Source organism: Lysinibacillus sp. DFXJR4, assembly GCF_057196045.1.
Genome location: NZ_JBXUNW010000001.1, coordinates 968,385 through 990,015, shown reverse-complemented (window position 1 = coordinate 990,015; position 21,631 = coordinate 968,385). Strand labels below are relative to the sequence as shown.

At 35.4% G+C, this 21,631-nt stretch carries 20 protein-coding genes; 7 read left to right on the top strand and 13 right to left on the bottom strand.

The features are described 5' to 3' along the window. Positions 1–39: 39 nt before the first annotated feature. Positions 40–1,131 (bottom strand): DUF1835 domain-containing protein, encoded by a 1,092-nt coding sequence (locus tag AC2CGN_RS04980; protein ID WP_484512491.1) that lies wholly within the window; start codon positions 1,129–1,131, stop codon positions 40–42. A gap of 168 nt (positions 1,132–1,299) precedes the next feature. On the opposite strand from AC2CGN_RS04980, the gene AC2CGN_RS04975 reads away from it, so the two are divergent. Beyond that, positions 1,300–2,469 carry a pyridoxal-phosphate-dependent aminotransferase family protein gene (locus tag AC2CGN_RS04975; RefSeq protein WP_484512489.1) on the top strand — a complete coding sequence of 390 codons (1,170 nt, stop codon included), beginning with the start codon at positions 1,300–1,302 and terminating at the stop codon, positions 2,467–2,469. A 361-nt stretch (positions 2,470–2,830) separates the two neighbouring features. Here AC2CGN_RS04975 and AC2CGN_RS04970 read toward each other — a convergent pair whose 3' ends face one another. From AC2CGN_RS04970 to AC2CGN_RS04950, 5 genes are all read right to left on the bottom strand, one after another. Further along, positions 2,831–3,487, bottom strand: coding sequence for a GAP family protein (locus tag AC2CGN_RS04970; RefSeq protein ID WP_484512487.1), 657 nt, complete (start codon positions 3,485–3,487; stop codon positions 2,831–2,833). A gap of 26 nt (positions 3,488–3,513) precedes the next feature. Then, entirely contained in the window at positions 3,514–4,254 is a 741-nt protein-coding gene (locus AC2CGN_RS04965) for a MerR family transcriptional regulator (RefSeq protein WP_484512485.1), read from the bottom strand. A gap of 17 nt (positions 4,255–4,271) precedes the next feature. Next, positions 4,272–4,421: a hypothetical protein gene (locus tag AC2CGN_RS04960; protein ID WP_484512483.1), complete on the bottom strand. Its 150-nt coding sequence runs from the start codon at positions 4,419–4,421 to the stop codon at positions 4,272–4,274. A 600-nt stretch (positions 4,422–5,021) separates the two neighbouring features. Continuing rightward, positions 5,022–6,344: a D-serine ammonia-lyase gene (gene dsdA, locus AC2CGN_RS04955; RefSeq protein ID WP_484513158.1), complete on the bottom strand. Its 1,323-nt coding sequence runs from the start codon at positions 6,342–6,344 to the stop codon at positions 5,022–5,024. After that, the gene (locus tag AC2CGN_RS04950; RefSeq protein WP_286925980.1) at positions 6,328–6,801 is read right to left on the bottom strand and encodes a YaiI/YqxD family protein; all 474 of its coding nucleotides are present in this window, start codon (positions 6,799–6,801) and stop codon (positions 6,328–6,330) included. Before AC2CGN_RS04950 ends, dsdA begins: the two co-directional genes overlap by 17 nt. Positions 6,802–6,987: 186 nt before the next feature. Here AC2CGN_RS04950 and gdhA point away from each other — a divergent pair, with 186 nt between their 5' ends. The 3 genes from gdhA (at position 6,988) to AC2CGN_RS04935 (ending at position 10,143) form a co-directional block, all read left to right on the top strand. Then, the gene (gene gdhA / locus AC2CGN_RS04945; protein ID WP_484512481.1) at positions 6,988–8,361 is read left to right on the top strand and encodes an NADP-specific glutamate dehydrogenase; all 1,374 of its coding nucleotides are present in this window, start codon (positions 6,988–6,990) and stop codon (positions 8,359–8,361) included. Between the two features lie 242 nt (positions 8,362–8,603). Then, a complete protein-coding gene (locus AC2CGN_RS04940) occupies positions 8,604–9,290 on the top strand; it encodes a phosphoribosylaminoimidazolesuccinocarboxamide synthase (RefSeq protein WP_429981258.1) in 687 nt (228 codons plus the stop codon). Between the two features lie 202 nt (positions 9,291–9,492). Further along, positions 9,493–10,143, top strand: a complete 651-nt coding sequence (locus AC2CGN_RS04935) for a Yip1 family protein (RefSeq protein ID WP_429984961.1) — start codon at positions 9,493–9,495, stop codon at positions 10,141–10,143. A 40-nt stretch (positions 10,144–10,183) separates the two neighbouring features. Here AC2CGN_RS04935 and AC2CGN_RS04930 read toward each other — a convergent pair whose 3' ends face one another. Together AC2CGN_RS04930 and AC2CGN_RS04925 are read right to left on the bottom strand one after the other, a co-directional pair. Beyond that, complete coding sequence (locus AC2CGN_RS04930; protein ID WP_484512479.1) at positions 10,184–11,920, bottom strand: methyl-accepting chemotaxis protein; 1,737 nt, start codon at positions 11,918–11,920, stop codon at positions 10,184–10,186. 234 nt (positions 11,921–12,154) lie between these two features. Further along, entirely contained in the window at positions 12,155–13,357 is a 1,203-nt protein-coding gene (locus AC2CGN_RS04925) for an NAD(P)-dependent malic enzyme (RefSeq protein ID WP_484512477.1), read from the bottom strand. A gap of 441 nt (positions 13,358–13,798) precedes the next feature. Here AC2CGN_RS04925 and AC2CGN_RS04920 point away from each other — a divergent pair, with 441 nt between their 5' ends. Continuing rightward, entirely contained in the window at positions 13,799–14,119 is a 321-nt protein-coding gene (locus AC2CGN_RS04920) for a hypothetical protein (protein ID WP_484512475.1), read from the top strand. Between the two features lie 10 nt (positions 14,120–14,129). Here the strand turns inward: AC2CGN_RS04920 and AC2CGN_RS04915 are convergent, their stop codons facing one another. The 5 genes from AC2CGN_RS04915 to AC2CGN_RS04895 all read right to left on the bottom strand — a co-directional run bounded on the left by AC2CGN_RS04915 (position 14,130) and on the right by AC2CGN_RS04895 (position 19,254). Continuing rightward, positions 14,130–14,960 carry an MBL fold metallo-hydrolase gene (locus AC2CGN_RS04915; protein ID WP_429981254.1) on the bottom strand — a complete coding sequence of 277 codons (831 nt, stop codon included), beginning with the start codon at positions 14,958–14,960 and terminating at the stop codon, positions 14,130–14,132. Positions 14,961–15,022: 62 nt separating this feature from the next. Next, positions 15,023–15,571, bottom strand: coding sequence for a hypothetical protein (locus AC2CGN_RS04910; RefSeq protein WP_429981253.1), 549 nt, complete (start codon positions 15,569–15,571; stop codon positions 15,023–15,025). Next, positions 15,564–16,673: a hypothetical protein gene (locus AC2CGN_RS04905; protein ID WP_484512472.1), complete on the bottom strand. Its 1,110-nt coding sequence runs from the start codon at positions 16,671–16,673 to the stop codon at positions 15,564–15,566. The genes AC2CGN_RS04910 and AC2CGN_RS04905 overlap by 8 nt, the downstream gene beginning before the upstream one ends. Positions 16,674–16,675: 2 nt before the next feature. After that, positions 16,676–17,188 carry a sigma-70 family RNA polymerase sigma factor gene (locus AC2CGN_RS04900; protein WP_484512470.1) on the bottom strand — a complete coding sequence of 171 codons (513 nt, stop codon included), beginning with the start codon at positions 17,186–17,188 and terminating at the stop codon, positions 16,676–16,678. A 722-nt stretch (positions 17,189–17,910) separates the two neighbouring features. Beyond that, positions 17,911–19,254 (bottom strand): arsenic transporter, encoded by a 1,344-nt coding sequence (locus AC2CGN_RS04895; RefSeq protein ID WP_429986975.1) that lies wholly within the window; start codon positions 19,252–19,254, stop codon positions 17,911–17,913. A 1,295-nt stretch (positions 19,255–20,549) separates the two neighbouring features. Between AC2CGN_RS04895 and AC2CGN_RS04890 the strand changes: the two genes are divergently transcribed. Next, positions 20,550–21,227: a DUF2642 domain-containing protein gene (locus AC2CGN_RS04890; protein WP_429981249.1), complete on the top strand. Its 678-nt coding sequence runs from the start codon at positions 20,550–20,552 to the stop codon at positions 21,225–21,227. A 238-nt stretch (positions 21,228–21,465) separates the two neighbouring features. After that, positions 21,466–21,606: a hypothetical protein gene (locus AC2CGN_RS04885; protein ID WP_484512468.1), complete on the top strand. Its 141-nt coding sequence runs from the start codon at positions 21,466–21,468 to the stop codon at positions 21,604–21,606. Positions 21,607–21,631 lie beyond the last annotated feature (25 nt).

Below are 21,631 nucleotides of genomic sequence, written 5' to 3'. Positions count from 1 at the left end.
GTGAAACCTCTTTTTGTCACCTGACAAAAGAGGTTTTTATTAATCACGCAGTTTTACACTATAATGTCTCATAGATTTGGGAATACCTTTTAATGCAAGGGCTCCATTATAAACTAAAAATCGAATTCTATACTCTAAATAGAAGAGATTCGGACACTCGTCCATCTGAGATATCAATTCTGCAATTACAGTTCCTGTCTTAATAAAATCCTTCATTGTTTGTTTCTTATGTAGTTTCGCGATCGTATTTATAATCAATGCATCAAAATAATCCTCTGAAACACTTATTATTTCCCCATTCACCCATCGTCGCAATACATTCCTCGTTTGTGATAAATGTTCCCATTCTTTTTGAAGAGATCGTCTCTCCTGAACAGTTAAAGGCTTGTTTTCACTATTCATAAAGAGCTGGCTTAATTGCAGTGATGAAAGATGCCCTGTATCTCCATATTTATTGTGCTCAGAGGTTTGCATTAGATAGATTTCGTTTGCTTTGTCATTTAATAAATAAAGAAAGAATCGTAAAAGACAATGTTCATTCGCATTGTTTCCAACCCAAATGTAAATTGGTATGTGCGCAGGAATATCATCTATTTCACGTATAGTATTTACAAACTTATTAAATTCAACATGATCATCCTGCTCATTATTAATATTTTCAAATAGCCATTCTTTACGGAAAGCTTGCCCTAACTTGACTTCTAACTGATACACTGGACCGATAGAGAGGTCATCAGGAAATGCAATAATATGTCTTGGGGGAGCAAGTGCCACCCTTAGTGACCCTGCTGCTGATTCTGAGCAAGTAATATGAACCATCTGAGATGAAGGCGTTATGGATTCGTACTGTGATCCTGAACGTTGCTGTTGAATGACACCGTTTATAATTTCTACGATAGTATAAAGCTCCTCCTGCTCAAGATAGAAACTCCAAGGATTCTCTGAGGGTCTACTCTTATCATGATTAAACACTTCAAATTGATGAGAATGCTGTAGTTCATAAGCCTCCCATTCACCTATATTGATTACATCCGTTAAATTGACATATTCAAGTGATTTGATTTTATAAACAGCAACTATATTGGGTTCAATTAAAAAATATACAGATGGAAAGTGAACTTTTACCTTCATAAGCTCATCCCCTTTTTATTTAAATAGTACCATATTTCCTTAAATAATTTCTTTTTCTATTCTCTACCATTATTTTTTCGAAAAAGGAGTTAGCTAGCAAAATAATATGCTATATTATAGTTAGAAAATTTAGAATTTCTTATTTTACAAAAAAGGGGATTGATGAATGTGTATGAAAATATTTTAAGACATCCTGGACCTACACCTATTCCAAAAAAGGTTCAGCTTGCAATGAATCAGGATATTTTTAGCCATCGAAGCACAGAATTTGTGGAACTATATCGTGACACGACTGAATTAGTAAAGCCAGTATTCGGGACAAAACAAGATATTTTATTACTTCCTTCAGGTGGTACAGCCGCTTTGGAAGCAGCTGCGGTGAATACTGTTTCAGCTGGTGAAGACGTTGTTGTTGTGACAGTTGGAGCATTTGGTGATTATTTTGTTTCAATTTGTGAAAAATATGGCTTTAACGTACATAAGCTTGAAAAAGAATGGGGACAAGCTTGTACAGCGGATGAGCTACGTGCATTTTTACAGCCCTTGCAAGCGATTAAAGCTGTTTTTGTAACCTATAATGAAACTTCTACAGGTATCTTGAACCCTGTCGCTGAGCTGGCACAAGTTGTTCGAGAAGAAACAGATGCTTTAGTCATTGTAGATGGGGTAAGCTGCATTGGTGGAGTATCTGCTGAAATGGACGCGTGGGGTGTTGATATTCTTGTTACAGGCTCTCAAAAGGCTATGATGCTACCGCCTGGACTTTCACTTGTCAGCGTCAGTGACAGAGCATGGAAAGTTATTGAGGAAAATAAAGCACCATCCTATTACTTAAATTTATTGAGCTATCGTGGCTGGGCAGAAAAAGGGATGACACCAAACACGCCTACCATCACACTTATCTATGGACTTCATGAGGTATGCAAACTGATAGAGCAAGAAGGCGGCTTTCATAAAACCGTAGCACGTCATGAATTAATGAAAACTATGGTGCGAAATGCGATGAAGGCACTAGCTATTGAACTGTTTACTGAAGATGAATATGCCTCACCAACTATTACAGCAATTTTGGCACCAAAAGGAATAGACCTTGGTGAATTCTTAACACATTTAAAACAACGCTATCATTTAGATTTCGCTGGTGGACTTGGCCACTTACAAGGGAAGATTTTCAGATTTGGTCATATGGGCTATTGCTTCCCAAGCGATATTTTACAAGCTGTTTCATTAATGGAGGCGGCACTACAAGACTTCTCCTATGATTTTGAGCCAGGTGCCGGAGTACGCGCTGCTCACGAAGTTTTTTTAGCAGCTCAGCAAAAACAGCTTCAACGATAGATTATAAAAAATTAATTTTACAATAATGTGTATAGAAAATAATAATTAACCCAAACTATTTAAGATTTCACTTCAAATCCAATGACTAGGAGGGTTAACCCGATGAGTGGGATGGATTGAAAACTCAGAAGGACCATTCAGAACTGAATATAGCTAAAGCACAGTCTTAAAAATTTTAAGACCCATTTGCGGAAGCGAGGCAGTGTGTCATGGAGCATTTAAAGTAAGTGAGAATCAAGCCTGGAATTCTATTTCCAGGCTTTTTATTTTATATTTATCCTACATAAAGTTCAAAATAGTATTCTGTTAAACGTGTTATTCAATACTCAATAACAATACATCATCTTATTCCATTCATAAATTATAGATAATCTATAGTGTAAAATATTAATATTACTCCAACTATACATATAATCCAAGATAGGGCGGAACTTGAACTGCTTGCTATTTTATTCCGGAGCTTAACTAAGGTAGGGTTTATCAACTTCCCAAACGATTTATATCCTAAAAATATAAGCAGAGCTGGTAGAACCATTATAATATTGTATATTGCTATAGTTGAAACCCTTTGATAAAAAGGTATATCTATTGTAGTTAATAAACCAATAGCAGCAAAATATGGTAAGGCCATGCCTGCCTCAATGATAAACGTCGTCACACCAATAATAATAATTGAGAATAAGCTTTGTGTTTTAGGCTTTGGTATATTACTTTTTTTATTTGTGGGAATAAAAAAGCTAGCAGTAAATAATATCACCCCTGTGATGAAGATTACCCAGCTAAATAGTTTATTTTGAAAAATAGTTGAGAATGCTTCTATAATAAAATTTAGACCTAACATCATAATGATACCTAAGGAAAAATACAATAGCACAACCGTAAATAAATATGTCAATAATCTTGATGTTAAATTTTTATTATCTGTTAAAACCAGAAATAAAGTAACACCAATAATTGTAGGGCTTAACATATCTAAAAGAGCTAAGCCGCCCAAATAAATTAATATATCAGTTCCCATCTTTCCCTCCATCTGTGTTCAAATAACTATGATTTATTATCGAGATAATGAATATATGCCTTTTCCAAAAAAGTAAGGACCTCTTGATCAATTGGATATAGGCTATACTTTTTTGATTCCTCAGGTGACATTCTAATGTCCCAAAGCTTATCTAAAAAAACATCTTCGTCATTAAAGTCCTCACCTTTTTTTACATCCATTCTTTCAATAATATTTTGTATTCGTGAATGACTATAACCAAGGTGCAAATATTTCTTTAATTGCCCCACTAAAGCAATCCACTCTAAAGAATCTGGATCACTACTAGCCATGTTAGGAAGTTTTTCTAGTACCTCCGTGTTTTTAATATTTAATTCAACTAGATTATAATTTAATGCTTCTTTAGCATCCTTATTATTATATAAATCAATGATTTTTTTAATTTTAAATTCTTCTCCATCAATCGCTATACCGTTTATTAGCTCCCTTAAACTAATTTCTATCTTTGAAAGACGGTCCTTTTCTTTTATCACATAAGATAGTTGTGTCATTAGACTATTAGACCAGTCCCACTCTTCGGATTCTAACATTATTTTGATCTCGCTTAATTGAAATCCTATAGTTTTTAGGAATTGTATTTGCTGAAGTTTCTTCAACTCAGTATTTGAATATAATCGATGACCCCCTTCAGTTTTTGATACAGGTTTCAAAAGTCCAATTTTATCGTAATATCTCAAGGTTCTAACTGATACACTACTTAGCTTTTTAAATTCATTAATATGAAACAAGCCCATACCCTACTTTCTTATTCATCTGTATTATTAAAAAACATGATTTTAAACATATAACCAATTCCCAAGCCAATTAGCACCCCTGGAAAAGCATTATTAAAAAATAAACCTACTCCAGCTCCAATAATAACAAAAGCATAAATAATTATATCGTCTTTCTTCATCTTAGGATTCCCCTTTTAAATTAGTGTTAAAGTAAATGCTGCTCTTTATCAGTATAAAAGATGACGTAAGGTCACTTTCAAGTAATTAAACATTCCATTACACCAACTTTTGAGGCTGACCTTTAGGTTTAAGGAGGATGGAAAATGAATAAACATACAACCATAGTTTATTTTTAGCATAAATGTGCTTGCAGGCTATTCAGTAGGAGAGAAAGAAGTAATTGTTGTTACTGTGAAAGGAATGAATTCAAAATGACATTAAAGTACACTCAACAAGTAGCAATGTTAGCTTCATTTTCGAGATTTGAATAATGAAGTAAAAATAACAACTACAAGTAAAATATTAATTACAAAATGAATGGGAATACTATTTTATATTTATGTTATGCTCTCTCTTTTCAAGCAAGTGATACTCTTTCATTTGTAAACATAAATATCAAAAATCACCTCTAGGAAAAAGAGGTGATTTTTATCAAACTATATTATAATCGAACAACCTTTTACCAAGGCTACAGATATCTCAATTTGTAAATTAACGTTGTTCCTGCTAACAGCAATCTCCCTGGTGATATATTTTAAATGAAGCTATTAAACCAACCTTCATACCTTTTTTAAATACTCTTCACGCATCTCTTTTGGCACCATACTCCCACCTGTTGCCCAAACAATATGCGTAGCTTGCTCCATTTTGTCTGTTAAATGATGCTTTTCCAAATAATTTTGCCCGTTTTTCATTAACTGTATCGGTCCAAACATCCCAGCATGTGCAGATGGCTCCAAAAATATCCCTTCGCTGTCCATTGTCAAACCTAGTGATGTTAACAACTGTTCATCTGTCACCGTGTAACAACCACTGATATACGTTTCCATCACCTTGCCAACAAACTTTGATGCACGACCAACAGCTAAACCATCTGCTTCTGTTTTATTGTCAAGACCAATATCCTCTACACTGATTGCATCGTGTAGTCCTGTCATTAAACCGATTGTCATGCAAGGAGACGCAACTGGCTCTGCAAAGAAAATATGCACATGCTCTCCAAAAAGCTCTCGAAGTCCATATGCAACGCCACCGGGTCCACCACCAACCCCACACGGTAAATACACGAACAATGGATGTGTTTCATCTACTATAATGTTCGTCTTTTCAAACTGGTGCTTTAGTCTTTTTGCTGCCACCGCATAGCCAGCAAAAAGATCCTTTGAATTTTCATCATCAATAAAATGACAAAATGGGTCTTGATCAGCCTCTCGACGACCTTGCTCCACAGCCACACTGTAGTCAGCCTCATATTCGATGACAGTCGCACCCTTTTCACGCAGCAATGCTTTCTTCCATTCCTTTGCGTCACTCGACATATGTACTACGACATTAAAGCCGAGTTTCTTGCCCATAATGCCGATGCTTAATCCTAGATTACCAGTAGAGCCAACTGCAATTGTGTATTGCTGGAAAAATGCTTGGAAGTCCTTCGTTCCCAACACCACATAATTATCCTCCTTTTTTAGCTTTCCACTGGCAATAGCTAGTCGCTCTGCATGCCTTAATACTTCAAAAATACCTCCACGAGCCTTAATTGAACCTGAGATTGGCAAGGCATGATCGCATTTTAAGATAAATTGACCAGGTATTGAAACATCAAATTTCCTTTCGAGAGCTTTCTTTATCAATGGTATATCCTGAATAGTCGATTCAATGAATCCTTGACTTTCCAAAAGCTCTGGGAATGCTACTTTTAAATAAGAAGAAAAGCGTGTAAGTGTTTCTTCCGCTTCATCTACTTCCTGCATCGAAAAAAGGTTGGTTGTCGCCTCTTTTTGCCAATTTGTATTTTCCCAAAGCACAGTATGCTTATTTGCTAGTTCTTTTAGTATTGGAAATTGATGAAATAGTTCGTGTTTAAGTTCATTTTTCACCTTCAGATTCCTCCATTTTTTTCGCTAAAATTGCTCGTTCACAAATTTGTCGAAATTTCATTTTGAACGAAATATTGTTTTCTTGTGTTCTTTTTTTAGGTCCCTTTGTTCGTCCACCTGCACGTCTAATTTTCTGTCCAACATGTCTCATTTCGAGCAAACGTTCGATATTTTCATTGGACATTTCCCGTCCATTTTGATCAATTGGATACCCTCCCCTTGCCAAAACCATTGCTGCTAAACCATAATCCTGTGTAATGACAATATCGTGTTTTGAAAGCGCATTCACTAGCGTGAAATCAACCGAATCTGGACCTTTAGGAACAATTATTGTTATTACATTATCACGTTCAATACGGTGGGATGTATCGCAAAATAAGATAGTTTCAATCTCAAACTCAGATGATATAGATAACGCTAAATCCACTACTGGACAGGCATCAGCGTCAATTAGAACCTTCACAATAAGGCATCAATCCCTTCTCTTAATTAGATGAATCACTCATTCTATAATTATTTCAATATAATAATTTCACAACCCCTCTTGCTCAATTTTTCACAAACTTTAGACTGTTGGAAAAAGTATTTTATTGAATAGTGTGAAAAATAGATATACGATACACCTATCAAATAATTGGAGGTTTTCATTATGACAACTACAACTGTTAGCAACGAACAATTAGCAAAAGAATACGTCGATGGTGTATTCGAGCAACTAAAACAACAAAATAGTCATCAAGCGGAGTTCTTACAAGCAGCTGAAGAAATTTTCATTTCATTAGTGCCTGTATTTGCACAACACCCTGAATATATAAAAGCCAATATTTTATCACGTATCGTTGAGCCAGATCGTATCATTTCCTTCCGTGTTGCTTGGCAAGATGATAATAATCAAGTACAAGTAAATCGTGGTTATCGTGTTCAATACAGCAACGTAATGGGACCATACAAAGGCGGACTTCGTTTCCATCCTTCTGTTAACGAATCAATCATTAAGTTTTTAGGTTTTGAACAAATCTTTAAAAATGCTTTAACAGGCCAACCAATCGGCGGTGGTAAAGGTGGCTCAAACTTCGATCCAAAAGGTAAATCAGATTCAGAAATCATGCGTTTCTGTCAAGCATTCATGACTGAATTATACCGTCATATTGGTCCAGATGTCGATGTTCCTGCTGGTGATATCGGTGTAGGTGCTCGTGAAGTTGGGTATTTATGGGGCCAATATAAGCGTTTAACAAAAGTAAACGAATCTGGTGTGTTAACTGGTAAAACGCCAGGCTACGGTGGTTCTTTAGCTCGTAAAGAGGCAACTGGATACGGAACTGTGTACTTTGTTAAGGAAATGTTAAAAGATGCAAATGATTCTTTTGAGGGTAAAACAGTCATTGTTTCTGGTTCAGGAAATGTATCAACTTATGCGATTGAAAAAGCACAACAATATGGTGCGAAAGTGGTTGCTTGCTCAGATTCTTCAGGCTATGTGTATGATCCAGAAGGTCTAGATCTTGATGCGATTAAGGAAATTAAAGAAGTAAAAGGTGACCGTATTTCAACTTACGTAAACTACCGTCCAAATGCTACATTTACTGAAGGTTGCACAGGTATTTGGTCAATTCCATGTGATATTGCGCTTCCATGTGCTACTCAAAACGAAATTAACGGTGATTCAGCGCGTACATTAATTTCTAATGGTGTCAAAGCAATTGGTGAAGGCGCAAACATGCCATCTGACCTTGAAGCGATTAACGAATTCTTAAATGCAGGTGTTTTATTCGGACCTGCAAAGGCTGCAAATGCAGGCGGTGTTGCTGTATCTGCTCTTGAAATGGCACAAGATTCAAGTCGTGTATTCTGGTCATTTGAAAAAGTAGATGCGAAATTACATCAAATTATGAAAGATATTTATGCAGATAGTAAAGCAGCAGCTGAAAAATACGGCTATCCAGGAAACCTTGTAATTGGGGCAAACATTGCTGGCTTTATCAAAGTAGCAAATGGTATGCTTTCTGAGGGTGTTTATTAGTAATATTCTTTTTTAACTAAATTAAAATAGCTCTGATACTAGAAGAGTTAACCATGCTTTAAATTTGGAATTTTCTTATTTTATTCAAGATGATGACGAACATTCGTTATCATCTTATTTTTTAGTAGATAAAAGTGAAATAATCACAAAAATAAAGTACTTAAACGAACGATTTTAATATTAATTTATTAAAATATTCGTGTTATACTAATGGGGTACTATGAAATATTGGAGGTTTTTTTGTGGAATTATTGTATACAGGTAAAACGAAAAATGTGTTCAAATTAGAAGATGGTCATTACTTATTGAAATTCAAAGATGATGTAACTGGAGAAAATGGCGTATTTGATCCAGGTGCCAATACTGTAGGATTAACAATTGACGGTGCTGGTCTTGCTGGTCTTCGCCTAACTTCTTATTTCTACTCAAAGCTAAATGAACAAGGTGTTCCAACTCACTACGTAGATGCAAATTTTAACGATGCCACAATGACTGTAAAGCCTGCAACGGTTTTTGGGAAAGGCTTAGAGGTTATTTGCCGCTTTAAAGCTGTTGGTTCTTTCTTACGTCGCTATGGCGCTTACGCACAGGAAGGACAAGATTTAGATTCCTTTGTAGAAGTAACAATAAAAGATGACGATCGACTTGATCCTCCTATTTCTGAAGATGCTTTAGCTATGTTAAACCTGTTAACACACGAAGAATATGCTATTTTAAAGCAACGTACAATTGAAATTGCTAAATTTGTTGCTGCTGAGCTTGCAAAAAAGGAATTAACACTTTATGATATTAAATTAGAATTTGGCCGTGATGCAAAAACCAATGAAATTTTATTAATTGATGAAATTTCTGGTGGCAATATGCGCGCTTACAAAGGCGAACAATACATTGAGCCGTTAGAGCTTGAAAAAATTATGCTAGCTGACTAGTCATTTATTTCCTTCAAATTGGAGGGGATGTTCATATCGCATTTTAATTTGTTCAGTAAGTATTTCCGTACTTCTGAACAATTTTTTTTATTAGACGAAACTTTTCACCAATCCATCCGTATATTGTATAGAATCATATATTTCAAGTTTTATCGCTCTCATTTGTATGAAGTATATTATTAATTTATTTGGAGGTAGTTTAATGGAAAATTATAATGACACACAACAGGAAAGGCCGAAACTTAATCCATTTCTATCTGTTTGGCTGCATCCAAAGCAAACAGCCCGTTATATGATTGACGAAAAAACAACTGGCTATGCCATTCTGATTCTTTCCATTGGTTATATTGGTTCGTTACTATCAGGGCTAATCGATCAAGAATTCATTCCAGATTTTTCTCCTTGGATACTGTTGTTATTATGTGTGATTTTCGCGCCCATTGCAGGTATTATTGGAACAGGATTCTCTGCCCTTTTAACATGGTTATTTGGTAAGCTTTTCAAAGGAACTGGTACAATCTCTGATTTATTCAGAAGCTTGAGCCTAACAGCCATACCTTTTATTGTTCTTATTCCATTTTATATTGTTTGGCTATTCACTTCACCTGAGTCCTTAATGGATCCAAATTTCATAGGCACCCTTCCTTGGATTTTCTGGCCAACAACGTTAGTGTCGTTTGTGGTTTTCATTTGGTCATTCGTGATTAGTGTAGGCGCTGTGGCAGAGGCACATCAAATCTCAAATTGGATGGCCTTCTTTACAATTTTAATTCCATCAATTATTTTATTTGTCATTTTCTTTGTACTTTTCTTTATCATCCTGATTGGCATCATTGGTGTTGGCATGATGTAAAAAAATCCCCCCTCTCTATTGAGAGTGGGGGATTTTTGCTTTAAAGTTTAAATTGTGAAACTAAGCCCTTCAATTTTAAGGCTAATTCCGATAATTGTTCAGATTTTCCTGTCATTTCTTCCATCGAACTACTTGTCTGCTCTGTTGTCGCAGTTGTTTGCTCAACACCAGCCGCTGATTCCTCTGCTACTGCAGCAATTTCCTGTATAGCGCTATTCATTTTTTGACCATCTTCTGATACAGCCGATAAATTTATTGAGATTAATTTAACACTTTCAACTACTTCATTGATGGATTCACTGATTGTGTTAAACGTTTCACTTGTAGCTTTTATTTGATTTGTTCCAGCTTGTACCTCTTGGTAACCACCCTCTAAAGAAGATGTTACAACATCAAAATCTTGCTGAATATTTGTGACAATACCTGTAATATCATTCACGGAAAACGCTACTTGCTCTGCTAATTTTCTAACCTCATCTGCAACCACTGCAAATCCTTTTCCATGCTCACCAGCTCTTGCTGCTTCAATTGCAGCATTTAACGCTAATAAATTAGTTTGATCCGCAATATCTTTAATAACAACGACTAATTTTGAAATTTCTTGCGCTTGAGCATCAAGTTTTTTTACTCTCACCACAGCGTTTTGCACAATGCTATCTATTTTAACCATCTGATTATTAGAAGTCGCCATCAATTGATTTCCCTCATCGGTTAGTGCCAACACCTCAACAGAAGATTGGTGTATGTGTCCACCATGTCGATTCGTTTCCAATAAATCTGAGGTGAAACGTTCCATCAATGATGTTAGTTCATTGGCATGGTGAGCTTGTCCCTCTGCACCAGATGCCAATTCATGCATCGTTATTGCTACCTGCTCGGTTCCCACCTTTACTTCTGTTGCAGATTGCGTTAATTCTTGACTGGAATGGTTAATCATATCTGAAGCTTGATAAATATGATGAATCATATCCTTTAGCTTTAGTTGCATTTGATTCATGGCACTCGCTAATTTTCCAATCTCATCTTTGGATTTAATTGTCATCAGCTCTTGAGATAAATCTCCTTCTGCAAAAAGTTCCATCGCTTCAGCTACTCGATTAATAGGCCTAGTCATGCTACTTGCGTACATCCAAATTACGAAAATACCAACAACAATTGCAATACCGATAACCACTAATGTTATTGTTAAAATACTATCTGCTGGTTTATTAAATTCGATTAAATATGTACTAGCACTAATCGTCCAACCCCAATTCGGTTCTGTTTCGGCATATATTTCTTTCTGCTCTAGTTTCTCTGAATCGGGCATTTTCCAGTCATATGTAACAAAGCCTCCACCTTTATTCCCAACTTTAATTGCATCTTGAATATATTTTACGCCATTACTATCCTGCTCTTCCCACACATTTGAGCCTTCTATACTGGGATGGGCAATTGATTTTCCCTCTTGGTCAACAATAAAAATATAACCGTTTTCACCTAATTTGATGTTTTTATTTATTGGCCGCTTTCCTTCGGCATCTTTCTCACCCAAAATTGCTACTTTCACTTTTTCTTGCGCTTCTGTTAACGGTATTTTCCCTGCCTGCACCTCTTTATTTAATTGCTCAATCATCACTATTGTCATTTCCACACTATTTTTCAAGTTTTCTTTCCCAACCATTTCCAGATTGGTCTTACTTTGTTGATAGCTGAAAAAGCCTAAAACAATTAAAGGAATCATTAAAAGAAGTAAAGAAAAAGCAATTAGTTTTGTTTTAATAGATTTGAATTTCATATTAATAAACCACTCTCCTTATCAAAAGACTAAAGACCTATTTTTCATTAAACTTTAAAATAAATAAATATTTTATACTTTCAAAACATAACTATAAATTATTACAATATACTCATATTTTATTACATCAAAAGACAAATAACAACATTTTTCGAGCGAGTTCTACGCATATTCCACAAATGCAAAAAACAGATGTGAAAAACGTATTGTTTTCCTACATCTGCTTTAAAGTTGTTACACAGTAAGCACTGTATTTTGTTGGAATAGCTCAGATACGCCAGATTCTACAGCAGCACCACTTACTGCACGTGATACTGTTTCAACAACACGATCGTCTAAGGATTTTGGGACGATATATTCTTCATGTATATCCTCATCACTTACAAGAGATGCAATTGCCTCTACTGCAGCTAGCTTCATTGCCTCATTAATATCTGTTGCACGTACATCTAAGGCTCCTCTGAAAATCCCAGGGAAAGCAAGTACATTGTTAATTTGGTTTGGATAATCAGAGCGTCCTGTTCCCATAACACGTACACCCCACGCCTTCGCATTTTCATACGTAATTTCTGGATTTGGATTCGCTAGTGCAAATACCACTGGATCATCATTCATTGAATTAATATGGGCTTCTGTTAACAAGTTAGCAACAGATACACCTATAAAGACATCTGCATCAACCAATGCATCATCCAAAGTACCATGTATTTTTTGAGGATTCGTTAAATGAGCAACCGTTTCCTTAATTGGATTCATGCCTTCAATGCGCCCTTCATAAATAATTCCTTTTGTATCACACATATAAATATTTTTATAGCCCATTTGCACAAGAATACGCAAAATAGCAATGCCCGCTGCCCCTGCACCGTTAATAACAACCTTCATTGTGGCCACATCTTTCTTTACAATTCGGTTGGCATTAATCATCCCTGCTCCTACAACAATGGCCGTTCCATGCTGATCATCGTGGAACACCGGAATTTCACATTCTTGACGTAGACGATCCTCAATTTCAAAACATCTTGGTGCCGAAATATCTTCTAAGTTAACAGCACCAAAGGTTGGAGCAAGCGCCTTCACAATGCTGACGATTTCATCCGTATTTTTCGTATCTAAACATATAGGAAAAGCATCAACATTGGCAAAACGCTTTAATAAAATTGCCTTCCCTTCCATTACTGGTAATGCTGCCTTTGGACCAATGTCCCCTAACCCTAAAACCGCCGTCCCATCTGACACAATCGCTACCATATTCCCCTTCATTGTATAGTCGTAAACAAGTGAAGGATTTCTCTCAATCTCTACGCATGGTGCAGCAACTCCTGGAGAATACGCCAAACTTAGATCATAGGAATCCTGTACAGGCACCTTTGAAATAACCTCTAATTTTCCATTATAGTGTGCATGCATTTCTAACGCCTTTTTCATAACATCCATTCTATCCCAACCTTTTCCCTGTGAATTTTTATTATATTTCAGAATCATAATACTTTGTGAAAATATAGTCAACGAAATTTTCTGTCAATTTTGAAATTTCTTTGAAACAGAAAGACTTACTATCATTTGTCACACTATTTAATCTTGTTATCAATTTCACAATCAATTATTTTTAAATAATTAATGTGTGAGGTACCTTTTTATTAAATGTATTTATACCGCGATTAAACCTGTTCAACTATTCACATAGTATTTTTCTTATGTAAATGAGAAATTTTTCACAAACTTATGTAAGCGCATCCATTACGAAATCTGGTTTTGTCACATTTTCTCCACATTTTTTCACAAACTTTTTTATTATTCTTTTTTAAGTATTCTGTTTTAAATTTAGAAGAGTGGCATGGATTTGAGTGGCTTTTATGGGAATAAGGGCAATTTTCGGTGGGACCTGAGCAGTTTTCTTTTGGATTTGAGCGCTTTTCGGTGGGACCTGAGCGACTTTCTCTTGAACCCGAGCGCTTTTCGGTGATACCTGAGCGACTTTCTCTTGGACCCGAGCGCTTTTCGATGGTACCTGAGCGCTTTTCGATGGTACCTGAGCGCTTTTCGATGGTACCTGAGCGATTTTCCCTTGAACCCGAGCGCTTTTCGACTGCACCTGAGCAGTTCTATCTTAAACCCGAGCGCTTTTCGCCATCACCTGAGCTACCCTCTCTTGAACCCGAGCGCTTTCTAGGGTTGAGAGCTTTTTTTCTCCATTAAAAAAAGAGCCCTATGTAAAGGACTCTTGCTTAAACTGCTGTATAAAAGCGGTAATGATATGCTTGGAAGACCACTGCTCCCCAGATACTTTTGTAATTGGATATTCGCGAGGGAAGATAGATTTAGTGATTTCTTCCACTGTATAACCTTGATTAAATAGTTGCTTAACTCGCCCTTCCATGTCCTCTAAATAAGCGATTTTATTTAGAATTTTCGATCGACCATCCGCAATATAGCCTGCATGGCAGCAATATATTGCCTCGAAATCATAGTTTAATAGCTTCTTTAATGATGCCAAGGTATGTACAATGTTTTCTTCATCCAGAACAACCTTGGTTTTTGTCTGTATAAATAAATCACCTGTGAACATGGCGCCGGTTTCTCGATTGTAAAACGAAACATGATCGGTTGTATGCCCAGGAGTTTCAATGACATCCCATATTGCTGATCTTGATTGTAAGGAGTCACCTAGTGGTTGAGCAACAAACGCAGGTCGTTCTCCCCATAGTGCCTGACGATAAAGTGGATACTCTCCATCTTCGGCACAAATTTGCACGGAATCACGATGAACAAAAATAGGGGCCTTCTTATACTGCTGAATCCATGCTGCATTTCCTGCATGATCCTCATGGGAATGTGTTAATGCTAATTGCTCAATCGGTATCTCTGAAAAGAAGGATTGAAACTCCTGTGATAGTGAGTATGAGCCTGCATCAATAAGTAAACCATCCACGAAAAAACTATAAACACTCATGCCAATGCCCTGTACTGCAACTTTACCTTGCGCACATTGAACATCCTGATTCTGTTGAATTTCTATACTTTTCTCTCGTTTAAACATCCATTTTCCCCCTTTGGCTTTCTGTAAAAAGAGTGTAACACAAAATGAATGGTCAGTCATTTTTACAAATATGTAACAACAAAAGATTTTTTCTTTACATGCTTTCTTAAAGATAAAACATGGAAGAATAGACGGATATTCACCACAAATAAAAGAAATGCCCCTAGCACCAACAATCCTATCTGCCAGTCTCTTGGTAAATTGCTTAACATTGTCCAACCTACAATAACAGCAAATACAACTATGACATATTTTTTTAGCACACGGGCAGTAGGACCATGAGCATCATAGCGCTGTTCTAAAGAAACTAATATTTTGCCAAACTCCATAATAATCAGTAAATCTATCCCTGCAATGAAAACAGTACTCCAATAGAACAACAGCTGCGGGGAAAAAAAATTACTTACTAATGCTAAAACAATAGCTATAACAATGTATTTTTTAATTGGTGTAACCTTTTTACAATATGAAAGACTCTTTAAATATGCCCCATAAACCAATATATCTTGAAGAATATTGATATACTTAAAACTATTGAGGTAAAGCAATTGTAAAAATAAAGCTATGGCAAACCATTGTAAAAGTTTAACATGTTCCTTTGTTTCATTCATTCATTTCACGCACCTTTTTCACCATACTTTCTGTAAAGTAGACTTGGGAAAATACTTTTGTTAATAAGTAACCATCTGGCCCACTTAAACCTACTGAAGCATTCATATCAAAAGGAGAATCCTTAAACTGAATAATCAGTTCAATACGTTGACCTTTTTTCAATGAAATCGGAAAATTTTTCGAAGTAAACGGTTGATTATTAACTATAAATTCCTTTAAGATGATTTGGTTTTCTAATAAGGATGGAACATAAAAATCATCAAATACAGCATCCTGCTCAAGTATAAAGGAAATCACATGCTCATCTTGGTCTCTAGAAGCACTAAAGCTTTGATGAGGTACCCCCTTGTCATTTTGATAAATATTTAGAGAAAGGGGAGCCTTTATTTTTGCATCATCACTTAGAATAAGATATACATTCTTACTTGCCATAATTTTTTCAATCTCTGATAAATCGGCTTGAAAATATGCGTCACGAATATACTGATAACGTAATGATTGGTAGGTATCGTATGGATAATAAAATCCATTAATAAGATTGTCTTGCTTTGATGTAAAATAAGCTATTGGTAGGATTACATCATCAGCCTGTAGAAATTTTACATAGCGATGGTCATTATGATTCGTTATATAACGTATCTCAAAACCATTTTGTTCATCTTTATTTACCTCTATTGATGTTGGAATAACTAAAGGGTTAACTAATTGATGTTGTAAAAATAGTGCACTGTTTCCGAGTAATAAAATCAATATTGCTGCAACGCCAAGCGTTTTTACTTTATCAGCTCCTGATCCTATTTTTCTTTTAGTTATTAACAATATTATCGATATACATAAAATAGTTATTCCCCAATATATATAGGAAGAAAATTGCTCTTGAACCAAGGTTGTACTTGCCTGATGATTGTTTGTCCCTCCCTGCTCTATGCTCAATGCAATAAAGCCCCCTGCGGCAAGTGTCACTGCAATCGTTATTATTTTTGGTAGCCAACGCTGAGACTTTTGCTGCTCTTTCCTTGCCTGTTCGATTCCTTGTAGACTACGCTTATGCAACGATTTGGGAATATCAATTTGATCCATCTGCTTTTTAAAATCGCTCATTCTTACCCCTCCTGTTCCAGCGCTTGTTTTAGTTTTTTTAATGCACGATACAAGATTGTTTTTGTAGTTCCTAATTTTAGCTGCAAAGCCTGCGACACTTGAAGTAATGTATAATCATTGTAAAATCGAAGTAATATCACGTCTTTTTCCTCTTTTGAAAGACTTGTTATGATATCCTCCATCACCCATTTTTGAGGAAGTTCCTCATGCGGCTCTTCACCTTGCTCTAGTTCCTCCATTTCAAATGGCAGGAATTGTCCCCGTTTTTTTAGTAAATCTGTTGCACAATTAATAGCAAACCTTATCAACCAAGTTTTTATATGAAACGAACTTTGCAAAGAGTGTATGTATTTAAAACTTCGGTAAGCTACCTCCTGCACGACATCCAGTGCATCTACCTCATTGCCCACGTATACATAGGCCATTTTATATAAATCAATTTCAAACTGTGAAAATAGCTGTGCGAACGCCTCAGCATCGCCCTTTTTCGCTCGTTGTATGAGAATTTCCTGCACTTGCTCACCTCCTCTATCTATTAGACCTGCATAGATGGAATTTGGCTTTCAAAAATAATTTTTTTCAAACATTATGTTTTTTCTTAGATATTCAATTTTAGAAAATATGGAATGGGTGCAAAGGGAACATAGAAGACGGATGAACCGTTGATGTATCAATGTTTTAGAATATAGCCTCCAATTTTGTATAATGCAGAATATTGCATATAAAGCTTTCTTGGGGTTGAAGGGGGCTAATAAAAGCTAGGCAAGCGTGTGGATAAGAATGTGTGAGTTGATTAAAGTCTTCATAAAAATCCTTAAAGATTTTGAAGAACTTTCGAAAGTATCTTTTCCTCATTTGTATTGTTATACCTGGGTAACAAATCATGTTATTTTGAGAACATCTTCTTAAAAGTAATTTAATGAAGATGATTAACTGAAATAAAAAAATCTTTACCATAAAAAAGACAGCAGTCTATGGTATAGAGTGAGTTGAAGCCCTGTAGAAGAGAGTCTACAAAAACCGCAGACTCTCACAGCACCTAATGCATGATTAAAAAGTCACCTTTTTACTACAATTGTAAAAACTTTAAAAGCTGATTCTAAAGTACTCGTTGGTTTACAAATTAAAATGGTTATTTCTCTCAATTAATAACTGATTTATCTTTGATTAATAATAAATAAACTGTCACTATGTTAGAACAATTTTCTCGGATAATCAATAATAAATCTAGGTCTCATTAATAAAAGAGCCATGTTACCCAATAATATAAAATGACTAACGTAAAGATGACTGTAGGTGGAATAACGATGATAGTAACTTTAATGTATTCCCACAATGTAATTTTTACCTTACCTTTCCTTATGATGTGCATCCACATTAGCGTTGCAAGGGTACCCATAGGAAGTAACAGTGCACCTATATCACTTCCAATAATATTTGCTAAATAAGCAACTTTCAGGGAAATAGGATCAAGCCCCATATTGGTTAACGTAATAGTTCCAACCATAAGCGCTGGATGGTTATTGAAAATATTGGATAGTACTGAGAGTAGAACACCCATTAAGACGCTTGTATTGAGTAGGTTTTCGGAAACCAGCGGACGCATAAATTTAATTAACCATTCCGTTAAGCCAATATTATTGAGACCATAGATAATGACATACATACCAAATGCAAAAACGATAATATACCAAGGTGTTTTTTTCAGCATATCACCTGGAGGTATTTTCAAATAAGCCCATCTCCATCCTAAAAGAACAAGGGATCCAATTACTGCCATAACGGAAATTGGAATTCCTAAAAACGATGCGAAGAACAGACTCAGCCTAACGCCAAGTACAAATAGAAGTACGAATAGCATGAACCTAGTACGCTTTTGCTTCGAATCTCCTAAAGCAATTTGTTTAAGTGGATGATAGGAAGGAAGTGACATCCCAGTTACATTTGTAGGAACAGTTTTAGGTATATTCTTTTTGAAATATAAAAACAGTAAGCCAACTAGTAGTAATAAACCGAGTGTTGCAGGAACAAACATCATCGCAGTATGTGAATACAAGCTCATATCGACAATTTTTAATGCAATTAGATTTACGATGTTACTTACCCCGATTGGAGCACTGGATGCTGTTGCAATTAATCCTCCGGAAAGTAAATATGGAATCTTTTGGTGATTTTCTAATCCCATATTGTTTAATAACATAATTAATATTGGTATTGCGATTAAAATGCTACCGTCATTATTAACGAAGAGTGTCATGAGAAAGCATAGGAGATTGACATACCAGAATAATCGAATACCAGATCCATTTGCTTTTTCAGCAAGTAGCTCTGCAACCCAGTTAAAGAACCCAAAGCTTTCTAATACAATTGCCATGACAATTGTAGCCATAATGGTAATCGCAGCATCACTGATAGTTTTTATAATTGTGAAGAGATCTGTCATGGTTACACTTCCACAAAGAATTACAATAATTGCACCGACCAAGGCAGGAATAGCTTCATTCATATTTCTTGGTCTCCAAAAAATGAAACCAAGAGTAACTAAAAATGTAATCACTGTTATTATATCTAATATTTGCATAGTAATTTCACCTTCATGAAATTTTATTTAACTCTGTAAAAATTTGTTGTAAGTCTATATTAGGTCCTTACCTCTCATTCATTAGGTTAGTGATGCTGTCGTAATATAAATATGTAAAAAATCAAAGTTCTCTTGGTTTTACACCTATTTTCTCTAATTTTTATACTAAATTATCCAAATATTAAAATAGTATATTGTAAAGAATTAGTCTTGATTTACTTATGTGAAGTTAAAAGCAAATCAATTTCGCCTTGGCGTAATTGTAGCTACCGCTGCCGCTACGCTTTCGCGCAAAAAACATCTGCCGCTTTGCTTTCGCTACAGATAAACATTGCTTCCGGATTTTGAATTGTGCCTAGACCTGCACGAGATCCGACATTATGTCGGTCATTTCGGTAATGGCACAGGACGTGGCGTTTTTACCGATGCAGGTCAGTTAGCCGTTTTCGCAGGATGCAAAGATTTTAGGCTAACACCCTTTTGTTCATTCCTTTGAAAATCCGGGACATCCGCCCAGGAGCTTTGGGCCAACAAATGTTTTTTATGCGAAAGCGTAGTGTTAACGTAGCGGCAGCAACATGATGTTGGTTACTCAGTCGTGTGTTGTTGTTGTTGTTCGTGTTGCTGTCGCTTCGCTTTCGCACCCACTGAAAAGAACGACCATCTTCGACATATCAAAAAATTTTTCCCTTTATAGGTATTTCCTCTTGAAAATTCAGAAAAAATTTTGTCGAAATATGTATAAAAAACAAGAGTAAAATCATATAAAAATTTTAATTACCATAGTAATCTTTTGTATCACCGGTCGGCAAAAAGAAGTATTAAATACCTACAAAAGTATTCTATCGTTATATTTTATTACATAATTTTCTAATTGGTGTTTACAAATGCATCTAGAGCATGAATGTCATTTTACGATGCGCTTTTAGTACAATGAAATTCTTCAAAAAATATCGACATAAAAGCAATTTGACATGAATAAGTTGTGTTGTGTTGATTGTAAAATATTCATTGGACTAATTTCTAACCAAGATGATGTACGTTGCGATTATGAATGTAGATATTTACAAGTTGAAATGTCTCGCAAATGTAAGTGAAGGAGGCATCAGGTACATTATTGATACTTATTGCCCCCTTGCAACAATAAAGTTGATGTTTATTTTTTATTTAAAAAAGTATGGAAAAGCCAAAATGGGGTTAACATTTTGTCATCTCAGTTAGCTTAATGGTTAACTTATTCAGTTAGTTTTTAGTGATAGTTTGAGTATTGAATAGAAAGCGAGGTAATTTTGATTATGTTATTGCGAAATCTAAATAAAGAAATTGTTGTAATTGGTCTCTCGGGCGGAAAAATACTGAAAGGTTCAGTAATTGATTCGAGTAGTGATATTATTGTGATTTATGATGGAAAAATGTTTGTCTATTTACCCATCGATCATATTCAAACTTTAGAAATAGATTATGACAATGAAGATAACGTTCAGGAACCTTCAGAAAGACCGATATTTACTTCTCAAGTATCTAATAATGATCTAACCCTTACAAATATACTTTCACATGCAAAAGGGGTACATGTGGAGATTTTGGTAACAAGAAACCATGCGCTACATGGGGTTATAGCGTCTGTTATGAATGATTATTTTGTATTTGAGTCTCCCATTTACAAAACAATGTTCATTTTAACAAAACATTTGAAATGGCTCATTCCATATTCAAAGGATCAGTTTCCTTATGGACTAAGTAAAAATGAGTTTTCTAGTCTGTTGCCTATTAAGAATCAATCACTAAACAATACATTCGAGTCCCAAATTGACCAACTCAGAAATCAACTGGTTGTATTAAATCTTGGAAAAGAATATTCCCATATAGGTAGAGTAATTAGTGTGAAAGATCAAATTATTGAGATACAAAATGGAAAATCTGATTCCATTTATTTTAACCTTTCTCATATTCAAACTGTTCATCAAGTGTAAGTTTTATGTACTCAGAAAAGTAGATTCTTCTAAGTCTCTTTTTCTGAGTATGTTTCTTTGTTGCTATGTAAATCACAATTTTTAAAGTAGGACATGATGTCAATAATGGCTTTGTCATGAGTAAAGCTATTGTTTTTTCGTTCCCTTTATCTAATTTCCCTCTGTTTGATAGTTGTCGTAAAACGGTAATTGGCAAAATAGTGATAAATGGAATAACAAAACAAGTTTTTAATTCTCGATGGAAGCATTTGCGATGAAAGAGCTAGGGGTGGCGGAGTATTACGGTTTGAAGGATGGCCAAATGAAGGAAAAGCAATTGGAAAAAGAGATACAAAAGAAGGATAAGGCTTGTGGAAGCTGCTACATTACTACTGCTTAAAAAGGCATTAGTGAGGATGACGTGG

Bases quoted from the DNA above. Each gene is read 5' to 3' on its own strand.
- AC2CGN_RS04980 (WP_484512491.1), bottom strand. From the start codon at position 1,131: ATGAAGGTAAAAGTTCACTTTCCATCTGTATATTTTTTAATTGAACCC.
- AC2CGN_RS04970 (WP_484512487.1), bottom strand. From the start codon at position 3,487: ATGGGAACTGATATATTAATTTATTTGGGCGGCTTAGCTCTTTTAGAT.
- AC2CGN_RS04960 (WP_484512483.1), bottom strand. From the start codon at position 4,421: ATGAAGAAAGACGATATAATTATTTATGCTTTTGTTATTATTGGAGCT.
- gdhA (WP_484512481.1), top strand. From the start codon at position 6,988: ATGACAACTACAACTGTTAGCAACGAACAATTAGCAAAAGAATACGTC.
- AC2CGN_RS04935 (WP_429984961.1), top strand. From the start codon at position 9,493: ATGGAAAATTATAATGACACACAACAGGAAAGGCCGAAACTTAATCCA.
- AC2CGN_RS04930 (WP_484512479.1), bottom strand. From the start codon at position 11,920: ATGAAATTCAAATCTATTAAAACAAAACTAATTGCTTTTTCTTTACTT.
- AC2CGN_RS04925 (WP_484512477.1), bottom strand. From the start codon at position 13,357: ATGGATGTTATGAAAAAGGCGTTAGAAATGCATGCACACTATAATGGA.
- AC2CGN_RS04915 (WP_429981254.1), bottom strand. From the start codon at position 14,960: ATGTTTAAACGAGAGAAAAGTATAGAAATTCAACAGAATCAGGATGTT.
- AC2CGN_RS04910 (WP_429981253.1), bottom strand. From the start codon at position 15,571: ATGAATGAAACAAAGGAACATGTTAAACTTTTACAATGGTTTGCCATA.
- AC2CGN_RS04905 (WP_484512472.1), bottom strand. From the start codon at position 16,673: ATGAGCGATTTTAAAAAGCAGATGGATCAAATTGATATTCCCAAATCG.
- AC2CGN_RS04895 (WP_429986975.1), bottom strand. From the start codon at position 19,254: ATGCAAATATTAGATATAATAACAGTGATTACATTTTTAGTTACTCTT.
- AC2CGN_RS04890 (WP_429981249.1), top strand. From the start codon at position 20,550: ATGTTATTGCGAAATCTAAATAAAGAAATTGTTGTAATTGGTCTCTCG.
- AC2CGN_RS04885 (WP_484512468.1), top strand. From the start codon at position 21,466: ATGGAAGCATTTGCGATGAAAGAGCTAGGGGTGGCGGAGTATTACGGT.